Source organism: Mesorhizobium sp. M1A.F.Ca.IN.020.06.1.1 (genome assembly GCF_004023265.1).
Taxonomy (GTDB): domain Bacteria; phylum Pseudomonadota; class Alphaproteobacteria; order Rhizobiales; family Rhizobiaceae; genus Mesorhizobium.
Genome location: NZ_RZSR01000033.1, coordinates 1 through 14526 on the forward strand (window position 1 = coordinate 1; position 14526 = coordinate 14526).

Consider the following 14526-nt stretch of genomic DNA (forward strand, 5'->3'; position numbering starts at 1 on the left):
AAAAGAGCGGCGACAATAGGCCGGGACGACGGCTGCGCCAACCGCGCTGTCTCCACCCGACAGGAAAGCTCCACAGGAAAGAGCTGCGAGGAAAGACCAGCCGAACGGCTCAAACCATCCGGCTCAGGGCCTCGAAGAAGGCGACTACATCGAGATCAAGCTGATCGTCGACCGGTTCCGGTTGCGACGACATCTTGGCGATGACCACCTCGTCGCTCGGGTTGACGTAGATCCACTGGCCGTGAATGCCGATGCCGCAGAAGGCGCCGCTTGGCGTGCCCATCTGGTACCATTTGTTGCGGTAGCGGCCCTTAGGGAAGAGGAACACCATCGTACCGCGCCGCCACGCTTCATGGCTGCCGCCGCTGGCAACCGTGTCATGCACCCAAGCCTCCGGCACGATGCGGCGGCCATTGGCCGTGCCGCCCTGTCGCATCATCTCGCCGATGCGGGCAAGGTCGCGCGGCGTCATCGACATGCCGCCGGCGGTACGCGCCGTGCCTTCCATGTCGACGGTCACCGACATCTCGCTCGCGGCGCCCAGCGGCAGCCACAGTTTCTCGCTGAGCAAGTCGCTGACGCGTTTGCCGGATGCCCGCTCCACCAGGATGCCCAGCATATCCGAATTGGGTGAGCGATAACGGTAGGTCTGCCCATGCGGCTCGGCGAGGCGCGGTAACGTCAACAGAAACGCAGCGAGGCTTTCCGACCCGCCGCCCGGATTCCACAGTGTCGCGCGGCGATAGCGGGCGAAGGCGCTTTCCGGATCGAGATAGGCCTCCTCGAAGTCGAGGCTGACCGTCATGTCGAGCACATTGCGCACGCTCGCATCGCCATAGGCCGAGCCCTTGACTTCGGGGATGTATTCTGTCACCGGCGCTTCCGGGTCGAACACTCCCTCGCCTTGCAGGATGCCGGCGAGGATCGCCGTCACCGACTTGCTGATCGAAAAGATGATGTGGCGCTGACCGAACGCCATATGCGGGGCCGACCAATCGCCGACCAGCCTGCCGCCCTTCAGGATCGTCAGCCCGTCAGTGTCGGAGCGCTTCAGGAATGCTTCGACTGTTTCGGCGCCGCCGGCCAAGGTGACTTTCTCCTCGAGCAGCGCGCCGAGCGATTTCACCTCTTCCTCGCCGCCGGGCGCGGCGGCAACGTGGACGCTCGGCACCAGTTCGCCGACATTCTGGAACGACCATTGGCTGAACGGCCTCAGCCGCCAATTATCGAGCCGCACATCCTTGCGGGCAAAGCCGTATTTGGTCTCGAACGCGGTGTTGCCGGTCACGATTGTCTCCCGGACGTCTATCTCTGACTTTCAGCCTAGCGCGGCGGCTATGGCGTGCACGGCCTTAAGCGTCGCCACCGAATAGGCGGCGTTGAGGAAATCCGGATAGGTCGAAAGCTTCACGACGACCATCCTGTGCTCCCAGCTGATATGGATCATCTGGCCGAACACGCCCTTGCACATCAGTGCGCGAGAGCGTGGATCCTCGATCCAGAACTGGTTGCGGTAGCTGCCGTCCGGAAGGCTCGGGCTGAAGTCCGGTCCGTGCTTGCCGCTGCGCGTCGCCTCGATCCACTCGGCAGGGATGACTCCGCCGCCATTGTCGAGGATCAACTGGCCGAAGCGGCCATAATCGCGCAGCGTCGCGTTGAAGCCGCCATCGGCCAGCGCATAGCCGGCGCTGTCGACTGTGAAACAGGCGCTCTCGTCGGCGCCGAGCTTTTGCCAGAGTTCTTCCGAGACCAGCTGCGCCAGGCGCTTGCCGCTCACCCGCTCCATGATGAAGGCAAGCACATCGGTCTCGATCGAGCGGTATTCGAAGGCCTCGCCATGTTCGCGCACCTTGTCCTTCAGGCGCAGGATCAGCTCGAACAGATGCGCGGGCCACCGGAAATCAGGATCGCTGCCCGGCGGGATCGGCTTCCAGCCGGTGGCGACATCGACCTGACCGATCTCGGAATAGCGATCCGTGTACTCTTCCGAGAAGCGCACGCCGGTCGTCATGTCGAGCACTTGCTGCACGGTGGCCCCGGTCCAGGCGGTCTCGCCGAGCTCCGGAAGATAATCGGTCACCAGCCTGGCCGGGTCGATCAGGCCGCGCCCGACCAGGATGCCGAACACCGATCCGGTGACCGACTTTGCCATCGACTGCGACAGATGCAGCGTGCGTTCGTCCATGCCGTTGAAGTAGCGCTCATAGGCGACCCTGCCGTCCTTCAACACCAGCAAACCGTCCGTGTAGGTCTCATCGAGCAGGCCCGCGAGCGTTGTCGGACGGCCCTCGCTATCCGCCACCGCCAGGTCATCGAGATCGACCTCGGCGCGATCGAGCCGACGGCGATGACCTTGGCCGCGCCAGACCTCGACGGTCGGCAAAAACTCACGCACGTGCTGGAAGGCCCAGCGGTTCCACGGTGGCCGATCCCAGTCGAGCTTCGGCAGAGCCATGGCCGGTGGCGAGCCCTGCATGATCGGCGGCCGCGGATCGGAGTTGCGGTAAGATGTCATGAGAATTTCCCTATCGCCGCCTGCCGTCTTCCACTCACTTGGATGAGGAGCGGTCAGCACGGCGGGCGATAAGCCCCCGAATGGGCCTTTCGAGTGGCTCCGCCTTCTTCCCGTTCGCGCGGGAAGAAGGCGGAGTGCCGCTATTTCTGAACGTCCGTCCAGATGCGCGTGTAGAGTTGCTGCACCTCGGGCGAGCAGGGGGTGAGGAACTCGCCCGCTTTCTCCAGTTCCGGCGGTACCACCAGTTCGGGCGCATCCTTCATGTCGGCTGGCATGAACGCCTTCGAACCCTTGATACCATTGGCATATTTGGCGAAGGCGGAGATCATGGCGGCGTTCTCGGGATCCATGATGAAGTTCATGAACAACTTGGCGTTCTCGACATTCTTTGCATCCTTCAGGATGGCAACACTATCCATGAAAAAGGGGAAGCCCTCCTTCGGGTAGCCGAACTTGATGTCGGGGTTCTTGATGCGCGAGCGCATGATGGCGCCGTTCCAGTAGTACACGGCCGAGTAGTCGCCGGCCGGTAGCTTCTCGGTCACGCTGTAATCCATGGCCAGCCATTTCGGCTTGGCCTCCACTAGCTTGTCGCGCACTTTCTTGAGCAGTTCCTTGTCGTCCGTGCACCAGTCGCCGCCCAGATACTTGATGGTGGCGAACAGAACGTCGTTCATTTCCGGCGCGACGTTGATCTTGCCGACCAGTTCCTTCGGCGGGTCGAGGAAGATGGCCGAGGTGTTGATGTCGCCGCTATAGACCTTTGTGTTGACGCCAATACCGGTCAGGCCCCACTGCCACGGAACCGTATAGTGACGGCCCGGGTCCCAGGGAACGTTCACCCAGCGCTCGTCGACATTCTTGAAGTTCTCCATCTGGTCGGGCCGGGCCTCGAGCAGAAGCCCTTCCTTCACCCAGATCGGCACGTAGTTGGCCGACGGCACCACAATGTCGAAGCCGTGACCACCGGCGCGTACCTTTGCTAGCGCGGTGTCGTTGGAGTCGTAGTCGGTGATCGTCACCTTGACCTTGTAGGCATCCTCGAACTTCTTGATCATCTCGGGGCTGGTGTAGTCGCCCCAATTGAAGATGTTGAGTTCGCCTTCCGCATACGCACTGCCCGCAAAAGCGAACAATGCGAATACCGCCGTAGCGGCCGCTATCTTCCTTTTCATTGCTATTCTCCCGTTTGGCAATCGTTAGTCATGGCTTGCGCCGATTGACGAAGTAGAACGCAGTTACGAGCACCACCGACAGCGCCAGGAATAGCGTGGCGATCGCATTGATTTCCGGGCTCGTTTCGCGCCGCAACTGGCCGAGCATGTAGGTGGGCAGCGTATCCTGCCCGCCGGACTTTACGAATTCGGTGATGACCACGTCGTCCAGCGAAATGACGAAGGCGAGCATGAAGCCCGCGATGATGGCCGGCCTCAAGAGCGGCAGCGTCACAAAGCGGAAGGCTTTCCAAGGCGTGGCGTATAGGTCAGCGGCTGCGCGCTCTAGCGTCAGGTCCATGCTCTCCAGCCGCGCCCGGATCGGCAGGTAGGCGAACGGGATGCAGAAGGCGGTGTGCGCGGCGATCAGGTAGCCGAGCCCTGAGTAACCGGTCCAGACCTTGATGCGCGAGAACACGATCAGGAGCGCGACGCCGGTGACTATCTCCGGCACCATCAGCGGCTGGTTGATGAAGGCGTACTTGAAGGTGAGGCCGGGATAGGGCCGCGTGCGGGTCGTGGCCAGCGCAGCCATGGTGGCGGCGATCGTCGACAGCGCGGCGGCCGAGACCGCCAGCACGAGCGAGCGGACGGAGGCATCCTGCACGGCCGAATTGTGCCAGGCCGAAATAAACCAGCGTAGTGAGACGCCATCCCAGCGCGAAAGCGAATCCGCCGCGTTGAACGAATAGGCGACGAGCGCCGCGATCGGCAGATAGAGCGCGAAGAAGGTCAGAAGCGCCATGAAGCCGAAGCCGGGCTGCGCCTGGATGTCGAACGGACGCTTAGCCATGGACACCCTCCGAACGGGATGCGTTGCGCACGTAGAACAGGAGCGCGATCATCACCAGCACCATGAGCGTAATCGAAATGGCCGCGCCCAGAGGCCAGTTACGACCCGCGCCGAACTGCAGTTCGATCAGGTTGCCGAGCATCATGTTCTTGCCGCCGCCCAGCACCCGCGGAATGACATAGGCCCCGAGCGAGGGAATGAAGACCAGTATCGAGCCGGCGATGACGCCGGGCTTGATCAGCGGGAAGATGATGCGGCGCAGGACCTGCCAGCGACCCGCGTAGAGGTCATATCCGGCCTCGACCAGCCTGAAGTCGAGCTTCTCCATCGAGGCGTAGATCGGCAGCACCATCAGAGGGAGGTAGATATAGATCATGCCGAGCAGGATGGCGGCGTCGGTATTCATGATCTGCAGCGGTTGCTTGATGATGCCGAGCGACATCAAGGCCGTGTTGACCAGCCCTTCGTTGCGGATCACCTGCTGCATGGCGAAGGTGCGGATCAGGAGGTTCGTCCAGAACGGAATGGTGACGAGGAAAACCCAAACCTCGCGCGTTTTCGGCGGTCGCGTGGCGATGAAATAAGCCGTAGGAAAGCCGAAGAGCAACGTCAGCACGGTGGTGTAGAACGAAAGGCTTATCGAACGCCAGAAGATGGTCAGATGCGCGTCTGCCAGACCCAGCGTGTCGTCGAAGATGTCACGCTGGAACAGGACCGATGTCCATCCGTCCAGCGAGAACGTGCCGACCTGCACGTCGCCATAGTCGCCCTTCAGCATGAAGGAATAGGCCAACATGACGAAAAGCGGCCCGATGGCGGCCAGGAGGATGATGACGAGCGCCGGCGCCGAGAGCAGCCAGCGGTCGCGTATGTCCCTAGCGTCGGCGGCGCGAGCAATTTCCTCGGCGTTGGCCATGAATGGAAGTCCCTAATCCTTCAGCGCTTGAGCGGCATTCGCGCCAATCGCGACGCCCGCGCGGCTGCCCGGCGCCAGCGCTTCGCCGCCTCCGCGGCTGTTCTGCCGCCGCACGATAAAGGCACTGCCGTCGTCGAGCTTGAGATGGAAATGCGTGTCAGTGCCGAGATAGACGACGTTCTCGACCGTGCCCCTGAGCGAAGCGTTGGCGTCCGCCGGACCGATCTGAGCGTGCTCCGGCCGCACCACCAGCGTAACGCCAACCGACGGCGTGAAACCTTCCGGCAGCGATGCCGGGATTTCCGCGCCGGACGAGAGCCTGACGGTGGCGCGCCCATCGGCCACGCTTTTCACTTCGCCCTTGAGGAAATTGCTCTCGCCGATGAAGTCGGCCACGAAGCGCTCGGCGGGGCGATCATAGATGTCGCGCGGCGTGCCGACCTGGAGGATCTTGCCGGCCGACATCACCGCGATCCGGTCTGACATGGTCAGCGCTTCTTCCTGGTCGTGGGTGACGAAGATGAAGGTGATGCCGGTCTCGTGCTGCAGCCGCTTCAGTTCGATCTGCATCTCCTTGCGCAGCTTGTAGTCGAGCGCCGAGAGCGGCTCGTCGAGCAAGAGCACCTTCGGCTGTGGCGCGAGCGCCCGGGCGAGCGCGACGCGCTGCTGCTGGCCGCCCGAGATCTGGCTGGTGCGGCGCGCCTTGAGCGCCTCCATCTTGACCAGTTTCAGCATCTGAGCGACCCGTGCCTCGATTTCGCCCTTGGGCTTGCCGAGCATCTCCAGACCGAAGCCGATGTTCTGCGCCACCGTCATGTGCGGGAAGAGCGCGTAGCTCTGGAAGACGGTGTTGACGGGTCGCTTGAACGGCGGCAGCGGCGCGATGTCCTGGCCGTGCAGCATGATGTCGCCGGCGCTTGGGAAATCGAAGCCGGCAATCAGTCTCAAAAGCGTCGTCTTTCCGCATCCGGACGGGCCGAGCAGCGTGAAAAACTCGTTCTCGCGGATCGAGACGGACACCGTGTCGAGAGCGGCTACCTGGTTTTCACCGGTTCCAAATACTTTTCGTACGCCGCGAACTTCGATCGCGTTCTTACCCGGTTGTTCCGGCACGATTACCCCATTGAGAGAGCCTGCTCTTGGCGGCAGGTGCGTTCCTGTTTGATTGTCACCATAAGCCGACCGGCTTGGCAACTGCGGAGCTGCTACTCGTTTTTTTAACGCAATACCCATGCCAGCCTCAGGCCTAGTCAATCCTAAGCTTGGAAAGTGATCTTGCCGCCACAGATGGTGGTGACCGGCCGCACGGTGTGCAGCGCCTCCGGCGCCGTCTTCTCGATATCGGCCGACAAAACCACGATATCGGCGAGGTATCCGGGCTTCAGGCGCCCCTTGCGGTGTTCCATGAACTCGGCATAGGCGCCTTCGACCGTGTAGCCGGCAATCGCTTCATGCAGCGAGAAGCTCTGGTCCGGCAGGCCTTCTGCCCAAGGTTTGCGCAAGACCGCCGCCTGGATGCCCAGGATCGGGTCAACCGGCGAGACCGGCCAGTCGGATGCGAAGACGACCCGCGCGCCGGCATTCTTCAAGGTGCGCCAGGCATAGCTCAGCGGCCACTTATCATGGCCAATGCGCGAGATCGTCGGCTCCAGCGGGAAATTCATCGCGCCCGGCGGATGCGGCGGCTGCATCGAGGCGAGCACGCCGAGCTCGGCGAAACGCGGCACATCGGACGGGGTGATCACTTCGATGTGCTCGATGCGGTGCCGGCTGTCGCGCCTGCCGTTTTTCTTCGCTGCCGCCTGGTAACCGTCGAGCACGGCGCGCACCGCTCCGTCTCCGATCGAATGAACGGCGATCTGCAGGCCGCGCCTGTCGGCTTCGACCGCAACCTCGGCGAAATGCTCGGGGGAAAAAAGCGGCTCGCCGCGCCAGCCCGGACGGTCGGCATAATCGTCGACCATCACCGCGGTCCAGGAATCCAGCACCCCGTCGTAGAAGACCTTGACCATGCCGGACGACAGCCACTCGGAATTGTACGCCGCCGCCATGCGCGAGGCTTTTTCCAGCATGTCCAGCTTCATGAAATTCTTGAAGTGGAACGGGATCTTGGTGCGGCAGATGAGCCGTCCTTCCTCTTGCAGCCCGGCGAGCAGCTCGAGCTGGTAGAGGTTGCCGTCCATGTTCTGGATCGAAGTGATGCCGTGCTTTGCGCACCACTCGAGCCCGCGGTGCATGAGATCGCCGTCGGCGGCAAGCTCCGCTGCCGACGGATAGGGATCCGGCTCCGCACCTTCGAGGCCGAGCCGTGTCCGGTTCGCGCCGAAATGGTCGAGCACGGGACCGAACGCCTCGCCTTCGCGCAACTCGCCGGCGGCAAGTCCGTCCGCGCCCATGACGATTTCGTTGCCTGGTCCCACCTGCTTGCCATGCAGCAGGCCGGCCTCTTCCAGCGCCTTGGTGTTTGCCCACATCGTGTGATGGTCGGAGGCCGACATGGCGAAGGGCCGGTCGGGAATGATACGGTCGAGGTGATGGCGGGTCACCGGCTCGGGCAGGATCGCATAGTCTACACCGGCGCCGAGCAGCAGCCCGGCTTTCGGACGCTTCGCCGCAAAGCCCCGGATCGCGTCGCGAAGCGCGTCGAAGCCCTGCACGCCTGCCAGATGCAGATTGTCGAGCTCGGCCGCGCCGCCGAACAAATGCATGTGCGCTTCGATGAAGCCCGGCAGGACGGAGCCGCCCTGAGCATCGACGACACGAGTGGCAGGGCCTTTGCAGTCGCGGACGCTATCGCGATCTGCGATCGCAATTATCTTATCACCTTTGATGGCAATGGCCTGGGCGGCGGGGGTATCCGGATCCATCGTCAATATGCTGGCGTTCTCGACGATAAGATCGGCCGTTTGCGGCATCATTTTCTCCCATTTGTGCCTAGGCTAGCAGAGTATTGGCGTCTGGCAAGCCGTCCCATGCTGGCCCGAACGACAAACTGAAATGCCCCTTGGCGGCGCCGGAACTCTCTGCCACAAAGCTGTTTGAGGCCCCGAAACCAGAACTCGAACAGCGAGCCAACTCCCAAAATGAAGACAGTTTTTTCACCGCTTCACGCCGGTCACGCCGGCCAGATGGAATTGGTCACCTCGGCGATTGTGCCGGGTTTCGAGAAGCCCTCGCGGGCCGAATTCATCAAGGCAAGGGTGGAAAGCGAGAAGCTGGGGCCGATCATCGGGCCGGTCGAGCACGACCTTGCCGCCGCCAAGCGCGTGCATGAAGCGCACTACATCGATTTCCTGCCGACGGTTTGGCCGGAATGGGTCGCCGCCGGCTTCAAGGGCTCGGCGATGGGCTTCACCTGGCCGACGCGCGGCCTGCGCGGCGATGTCCCGCCGAAGCGCATCGACGCCCTGCTCGGCTACTATTCCTTCGATGCCGGCGCCACTTTCGTCGAAGGCACATGGAAGGCGATCAAGTCATCCTATGACGTCGCGCTGACGGCGGCCACCCTGGTCAAGGGCGGCGAGCGGACCGCCTTCGCGCTCTGCCGCCCGCCCGGCCACCACGCCGGCGCTGCCTTCATGGGCGGCTACTGCTTCATCAACAACGCCGCCGTCGTCGCGCAATGGTTCCGCGACCAGGGCGCAAGCCGTGTCTCGATCCTCGATGTCGATTACCACCACGGCAATGGCACGCAGGAGATTTTCTATCGCCGCGGCGACGTCCAGGTGCTCAACCTGCATGGCGATCCGATGGTCGAGTACCCCTTCTTCCTCGGCCATGCCGACGAGCGCGGCGAGGATGAAGGCGAAGGCTTCAACGTCAACTACCCGATGCCCTTCGGCACCAACTGGGACGGCTGGAACGCAGCGCTGGAAGACGCCTGTGCCAAGCTTGCCGCCTATGCGCCGGACGTGGTCGTGGTCTCGCTCGGCGTCGACACCTTCGAGAAGGATCCGATCAGCCAGTTCAAGCTGAAGAGCGAAGACTATCCCAAGATCGGCCGGCGCATCGCCAAGCTCGGCCTGCCGACGCTGTTCGTCATGGAAGGCGGCTACGCGGTTGAGGAAATCGGCATCAACGCCGTCGGCGTGCTGACCGGCTTCGAGGACCGCTGAGCCATATCTGATTGAAAGGACGCGCTTCCGCCTGCAACGGACGTCAACCGAGAAATCGGCTCGATTCAGCTCTGAAGCCACCCCCAAGCAACGCGATGAGCAGCCGCTGAGTCGCAACAAGAGTCCAGCGGATTCGATTTTGTCAAATCGCGTTTGATGTCGGATTCATCTGCGGGTAGATTAGACCCGAATCAGCCGGTCCACGGGGGGCGCGGCGACCACCCAAAGTCTCAAGTTCCGGCGTCCTGCCGGTACCAGACGCGGACGGCTTCGCGTTCCCTGTAAGGATTCGGCTCGGTTGGGCGCTGTGCGCGCCCGTGGGTGTGTCTTCGTAAACGTGACGCGTTTCGGGTCCGAGCGCTGGCCAATGCCAGCACCGGGCGCAAGGATCGATTCCGGTCAGAATATCAAAATGAGCAGTCCCGCCGCGCTTCTTCATTCCGACGCTTCAGGCTCGCGCCTGGCGTCGCGCGGCGATCTCACCAGTTTCTTCATGCAGCTTTCAGCCGATATCGGCGCCGACAGCTATATGTTGGTCGCCATGGTGCACGATCAGGATCGAAACGACGCGCGTATCGTGTCGTCGAACTGGATTTTCGACGCCATCGAGTTGATCGGCAAGCGGCTGATTGCCAATCTCGCGCTCGGCCCGCTGACGGCAGCGCCGGGCGTGCGCCCCAAGCCATTGGTCGCGGCGCATGCGCCCGACGCCGGCGCGCTACTGAGCGGCGAGGAAGCGCGGCTGCTCGATGTGCTCGGCCACGCCGAGATCTATTCGCTGAGGTTGAATGTCGGCCGCCAGCGCCTTTTCGTGCTGTTTTCCGCCGCCGAGCCCGCCAAGATCGACCTTACGGCCTTGATGAAGGCGCAACTGAAATGCTGCTACGCGTTATCCAGCATCCCGCAACTGATTGCCGCGGCATCCATGCAGGATCCGCTGTCGGACCGCGAGCGCGAATGCCTGTTCTGGGTATCGGAGGGCAAGACCACCGACGAGGTGGCCCTCATTCTTGGCGTCTCGTCGAACACCGTCAACAGCTACATCACGCATGCCATCCAGAAATTCGCGGCTTCGAACCGCGCGATGGCGATTGCGACCGCTATCAGGAGCGGCATCATTTGAAGCACGCACAGATCAAAGAGGCCGCTGCCGCCCTTTTCAACGAGCAGCGCAATCCGTTCGGCGCCTTCTCGCTCGGATCGGAGACGCATCACGCGGTGACCATTCCGGACGCCGTGCGCCGCTGCCGCTGGATCGCGGTCGATATCAACGCTTCTGGTTTCGGACTGTTCTTCGTCAGCCCCTCGCTGGAGCGAGCGCGCCTGGTCGCCTGCTTCGATTCGGATTATCCGTCGACCGGCCTCACCACCAAATTCATCTCGGGCGCCAGCGGCGAGGAAATGGTGCGCCACAGCCGCATCTCGACGACGCCGCGCTGGTGGGCCGACAGCGGCATGGCCGTTTCGCAGCAGAGGTTGGAGAGCCTGGCATGGTCCGAACCGACCGCGCCGCTCGCGCCCGGCACCGACGGCATCGCCTTTCCGGTGCATGCGGAGCGCGGCCAGTGCGGGCTGGTCGTCTTCCTGGGGCCGGATATGACCCTTTCGGACGACACGCTATGTGAAATCCACGCGCGCTGCTTTGCCCTGTTTGCGTCGGTCGCCCGCATCCGTCCAAGCGAAACCGGCAGGACGCGCGCCATTTCCAAGCGCGAACTCGAATGCCTGAAGCTGACCGCCAACGGCAACACCAGCGAGGAGATCGCGAAGCTCCTGAAACTGTCGGTGCACACCGCCAACCAGTATCTCACCCAGTCGACGCAGAAGCTCAACGCTGTCAACCGCAACCAGGCGGTCGCGAAGGCGCTGCGCCTTGGCCTGATCGAGTAGCTCGCCCAGGCCAGGCGCCGAGACCTGAAACATCGTCAGGGAAAAGCGAGCGGCTCGGTCCTCCGGATGCGCGCCTCGTCGATCGCGTCCTCGAGCAGGGCGGTGTTGTGCTCCGGCGTCTCGCCCGGCTTCTCGAAAGAGACGTAATTGACGATCACGGACGTGCCCTGCCCGGTCAGCATCAGCTGGAAATAGACGGTTACGCCGCGCGGCCGAAGCTCGAGATCGAGCACGATGCGCGGGCTGCCGCTCCAGTCGACATGCGCTTCGCCGCCATGACCGAGCCTGAGCGTGCCCGGCTGGAAATAGAGCTCCGCAGCCGAGTCCACCAGGTCCGACAGGCAGGCGAAATGCTCCAGCCGGATAAAGGCGATATAATCCGCGACCTCGATCAGGCGCAGCTCGCCCACCACGTCCTGGATGGCATTGGCGACGATCTGCTCGCGTGAATTGGCGTGTGGTTGCCGGTTCATGGATAGAAACAGCGTCCGATCATTGGGTTACTTTTCGCTCGGCCTTCTTCGAGTAGACGATCCGCACCAATTCGGCGACGGCCTGGTAGAATTGCGACGGGATCACGCTATCAACTGAAACTTGCTTGTACATGGAGCGGGCAAGCGCCACGTCCTCGAAGATCGGAATGTTGTTCTCTCTCGCGATCTCGCGGATTTTTAGCGCCACCAGATCCTGGCCCTTGGCGAGCACCAGCGGAGCGGAGTCCTCTTCGCGCACATATTTCAGCGCGATGGAATAGTGCGTCGGATTGGCGATGACGAGCGTCGCGCGCGGCACCGCCGTCATCATGCGCCGCCGCGCCCGGTCACGCGCCAGCGAGCGCAGGCGTGACTTCACGATCGGATCGCCTTCCGACTGCTTCAGCTCGTCTTTCACTTCCTGCTTGGTCATGCGCAGGTCGCGCCGCCAGTGGAAGCGCGACCAGACGATATCGGCGACCGCGACCGCCCCCATGACGAAGACGATCGCCACCAATATGTCGACGAAGATGCCGCGGATGACCATGCCGAACGACACCGGGTTGGTGATCATGCCGGCGAGCAGCCTGCGGTGATCTTCCGACAGCGTGAAGGCGAGCACGGCGATGGCGAAGGCAAGCTTGGCCAGCGACTTGGCGAATTCGACAAAGCCCTGCACGCCGAACAGGCGGCTCCAGCCCTTGGCGATCGAAATGCGCGACAGCTGCGGCCGGATCCGTTCGCCGACGAATTGCGGGATGTTCTGGAACACCGAAGCGCCGACGCCGGCGACCACCAGTAGCACCAGCAGGCTGACGACGGCGCGGCCGATTTCGAACAGCACGGTCTTGTAGAGCTCGATGACGTCGGTCTCGGTGTCCATCGGCCAGGCTTCCGGCTTTTCCAGGAACATGGCGAGGAACATGCCGAGATTGACGATGGCGTCCTTGGCGTAAAAGACGCTGAACACCAGTATGGCGAGGAAGGAAGCGAAGATCGCCGTCTCGCGCGAGTGAGGCAGCTTGCCCTGCTCGATCGTGTCGCGGATCTTCTTTTCTGTGGCTTCCTCGGTTTTGGAATCCTTGTCGACCGCCTCAGCCATGGTGCCCTGACCGCATCGCTATCGTCAGGCGGCTTCGGCGGCGGTCTGCATCGAGGGAAGCTCGAACGCTCCCTGCCGCGAGAGACGAATGGTCGCCACGGCGATCGTCTTTCGCGCCGCCATGATGTCGGCCAGCGCGATACCTTCCGATCCCTGTCCGAGCTCGGATTCGATCATGCGGCGCGAGCGAGCGCCGATCGCCGACAGCACGGATTCGGTAAGCTCCGCCGGCGCGCCGCGCAAAGCTAGTGTGACGAGCTCCGTCGACAGTCCGTCGAACAGAAGCACGCGCGTCTTCTGGGCGAGCAGCGGCAAGTCGTCGAAGGCAAACAGCCGCGACCTGACCCCGGCCAGATCCGGCGTGCCGGCGTCCTCCAGGTCCTGCATGAGTTCGTCGAGCTCGGGCTTGGCCATCTCGTTGAGAACGCTGGCGACGCGCTCCTGGCCGACCGAGGTGTCCCTGGTCGCTTTTTGCGAAAGCACGCTGGCGCGCAACTGGTTCTCGACGATCCTGGCTGCCGCATCCGGAATGTTGGCCATCGTCACCATACGCTTGATGATCTGGCTGCGTATCGGCTTTTCCATCGTCAGCAGCACATTGGCCGCGGTCTGCGGCGCAAGCTTCGACAGCACCATGGCGGACGTTTGCGGGTGTTCGCCGGCGAGGAAGGTGCCCAGGCGCGTCGGCTCGAGCTTTTCCAGATCCGGCCAGATCGGCGGCGGCCCCTCAGGAGCGGGCTCGAACTTCTTCTCGCCCATGATGGCGCTCATTTCCTCCGGCGACAGCGATTCGTTGAGGATCGTGTCCATCCGGTCCGCCGAGTCGAGCAGGCCTGCGCCCTCGGTGAACTCGGCCTCGAATTCCGCAACGATGCGCTCCAGGTCGGTTTGCGGAATGGTGCGCAGCAGCCGCGCGCCCTCGATCAACGCCTTCAGCTCCTCCTGCTTGAAGAATTTGAGCAGCCGGCTGGCCGAGGGCTTGCCCATCGCCACCAGGATGGCGGCGGCCTTTTGCGGGCGCGTCAGCGTCAACGACGTCATTGGGCATGGCTCCGCTGCCGGTGAATGCTCTCGCCGTCCATGCTCAGGCGCTCTTGGTAGCAGCGTTGATTTCGGTAAGCCTGATGCCGAAGCGCGACGGATCGTGTTCCAGCACCGTGATCTCGCCACGCGCGATTCTGCGGCCGTTGACCACCACGTCGACCGGCTCGCCTATGCGGCGGTTGAGCGCTACCGTCGAGCCCTTCTGCAGCGCCATCAGCTCCGACACCGGCATTTCGGTGCTGCCCAGAATGATCTGCACATCGACCGGAATCGTCATGATGATCGAGGAATTGGCGCCGGCCTGCAGGGCAGCGTCGGGGCGGTTCTCCTCCTCCCGCAGCACGCCGCGCAATTCCTCGATGGCGCGGTCGAGCTGCTCGTCCGGCTGGTCGGCTTCGGGTTCGGCTTCCAAGTTGGTCTTTGCCATGCCTCGTCTCCAATAATCCCAAGCCAGGCCTCAGCCC

At 63.0% G+C, this 14526-nt stretch carries 14 protein-coding genes; 3 read left to right on the forward strand and 11 right to left on the reverse strand.

Annotation, left to right across the window (positions count from 1 at the left end; all coding sequences use genetic code 11):
* Positions 1-109 precede the first annotated feature (109 nt).
* From EOA60_RS03005 to EOA60_RS03035, 7 genes are all read right to left on the reverse strand, one after another.
* Positions 110-1288 (reverse strand): serine hydrolase, encoded by a 1179-nt coding sequence (locus tag EOA60_RS03005; RefSeq protein WP_127335370.1) that lies wholly within the window; start codon positions 1286-1288, stop codon positions 110-112.
* Between the two features lie 30 nt (positions 1289-1318).
* On the reverse strand, positions 1319-2515 hold the full coding sequence (locus tag EOA60_RS03010) for a serine hydrolase (protein WP_095823375.1): 1197 nt from the start codon (positions 2513-2515) through the stop codon (positions 1319-1321).
* Positions 2516-2655: 140 nt separating this feature from the next.
* Entirely contained in the window at positions 2656-3690 is a 1035-nt protein-coding gene (locus EOA60_RS03015; RefSeq protein WP_095823376.1) for an extracellular solute-binding protein, read from the reverse strand.
* 28 nt (positions 3691-3718) lie between these two features.
* Positions 3719-4522, reverse strand: a complete 804-nt coding sequence (locus EOA60_RS03020) for an ABC transporter permease (protein ID WP_095823377.1) — start codon at positions 4520-4522, stop codon at positions 3719-3721.
* The gene (locus EOA60_RS03025) at positions 4515-5438 is read right to left on the reverse strand and encodes an ABC transporter permease (RefSeq protein WP_127335371.1); all 924 of its coding nucleotides are present in this window, start codon (positions 5436-5438) and stop codon (positions 4515-4517) included. Before EOA60_RS03025 ends, EOA60_RS03020 begins: the two co-directional genes overlap by 8 nt.
* Positions 5439-5450: 12 nt before the next feature.
* Positions 5451-6551, reverse strand: coding sequence for an ABC transporter ATP-binding protein (locus EOA60_RS03030; protein WP_095823379.1), 1101 nt, complete (start codon positions 6549-6551; stop codon positions 5451-5453).
* A 143-nt stretch (positions 6552-6694) separates the two neighbouring features.
* Positions 6695-8353 carry an amidohydrolase gene (locus tag EOA60_RS03035; protein ID WP_095823579.1) on the reverse strand — a complete coding sequence of 553 codons (1659 nt, stop codon included), beginning with the start codon at positions 8351-8353 and terminating at the stop codon, positions 6695-6697.
* Between the two features lie 168 nt (positions 8354-8521).
* Here EOA60_RS03035 and EOA60_RS03040 point away from each other — a divergent pair, with 168 nt between their 5' ends.
* The 3 genes from EOA60_RS03040 to EOA60_RS03050 all read left to right on the forward strand — a co-directional run bounded on the left by EOA60_RS03040 (position 8522) and on the right by EOA60_RS03050 (position 11443).
* Entirely contained in the window at positions 8522-9553 is a 1032-nt protein-coding gene (locus EOA60_RS03040) for a histone deacetylase family protein (protein WP_095823380.1), read from the forward strand.
* Positions 9554-9965: 412 nt separating this feature from the next.
* A complete protein-coding gene (locus EOA60_RS03045; protein ID WP_095777177.1) occupies positions 9966-10676 on the forward strand; it encodes a helix-turn-helix transcriptional regulator in 711 nt (236 codons plus the stop codon).
* Positions 10673-11443: a helix-turn-helix transcriptional regulator gene (locus tag EOA60_RS03050; protein ID WP_067326107.1), complete on the forward strand. Its 771-nt coding sequence runs from the start codon at positions 10673-10675 to the stop codon at positions 11441-11443. Before EOA60_RS03045 ends, EOA60_RS03050 begins: the two co-directional genes overlap by 4 nt.
* A 35-nt stretch (positions 11444-11478) precedes the next feature.
* Here the strand turns inward: EOA60_RS03050 and EOA60_RS03055 are convergent, their stop codons facing one another.
* Genes EOA60_RS03055 through fliN form a run of 4 tightly spaced genes read right to left on the reverse strand, consistent with a single transcriptional unit; the run spans position 11479 to position 14489 of the window.
* Positions 11479-11916 carry a hypothetical protein gene (locus EOA60_RS03055; protein ID WP_067002370.1) on the reverse strand — a complete coding sequence of 146 codons (438 nt, stop codon included), beginning with the start codon at positions 11914-11916 and terminating at the stop codon, positions 11479-11481.
* Between the two features lie 19 nt (positions 11917-11935).
* Positions 11936-13018 (reverse strand): flagellar biosynthesis protein FlhB, encoded by a 1083-nt coding sequence (flhB, locus tag EOA60_RS03060; protein WP_095823381.1) that lies wholly within the window; start codon positions 13016-13018, stop codon positions 11936-11938.
* Between the two features lie 24 nt (positions 13019-13042).
* Complete coding sequence (locus tag EOA60_RS03065; RefSeq protein WP_095823382.1) at positions 13043-14059, reverse strand: flagellar motor switch protein FliG; 1017 nt, start codon at positions 14057-14059, stop codon at positions 13043-13045.
* A gap of 43 nt (positions 14060-14102) precedes the next feature.
* Entirely contained in the window at positions 14103-14489 is a 387-nt protein-coding gene (gene fliN, locus EOA60_RS03070) for a flagellar motor switch protein FliN (RefSeq protein ID WP_095800432.1), read from the reverse strand.
* Positions 14490-14526: the final 37 nt, after the last annotated feature.

Excerpts from the sequence above, each read along its gene's own strand:
- EOA60_RS03010 (WP_095823375.1), bottom strand. The coding sequence starts at position 2,515 with ATGACATCTTACCGCAACTCCGATCCGCGGCCGCCGATCATGCAGGGC.
- EOA60_RS03015 (WP_095823376.1), bottom strand. The coding sequence starts at position 3,690 with ATGAAAAGGAAGATAGCGGCCGCTACGGCGGTATTCGCATTGTTCGCT.
- EOA60_RS03020 (WP_095823377.1), bottom strand. The coding sequence starts at position 4,522 with ATGGCTAAGCGTCCGTTCGACATCCAGGCGCAGCCCGGCTTCGGCTTC.
- EOA60_RS03025 (WP_127335371.1), bottom strand. The coding sequence starts at position 5,438 with ATGGCCAACGCCGAGGAAATTGCTCGCGCCGCCGACGCTAGGGACATA.
- EOA60_RS03035 (WP_095823579.1), bottom strand. The coding sequence starts at position 8,353 with ATGCCGCAAACGGCCGATCTTATCGTCGAGAACGCCAGCATATTGACG.
- EOA60_RS03040 (WP_095823380.1), top strand. The coding sequence starts at position 8,522 with ATGAAGACAGTTTTTTCACCGCTTCACGCCGGTCACGCCGGCCAGATG.
- EOA60_RS03045 (WP_095777177.1), top strand. The coding sequence starts at position 9,966 with ATGAGCAGTCCCGCCGCGCTTCTTCATTCCGACGCTTCAGGCTCGCGC.
- EOA60_RS03055 (WP_067002370.1), bottom strand. The coding sequence starts at position 11,916 with ATGAACCGGCAACCACACGCCAATTCACGCGAGCAGATCGTCGCCAAT.
- flhB (WP_095823381.1), bottom strand. The coding sequence starts at position 13,018 with ATGGCTGAGGCGGTCGACAAGGATTCCAAAACCGAGGAAGCCACAGAA.
- EOA60_RS03065 (WP_095823382.1), bottom strand. The coding sequence starts at position 14,059 with ATGACGTCGTTGACGCTGACGCGCCCGCAAAAGGCCGCCGCCATCCTG.
- fliN (WP_095800432.1), bottom strand. The coding sequence starts at position 14,489 with ATGGCAAAGACCAACTTGGAAGCCGAACCCGAAGCCGACCAGCCGGAC.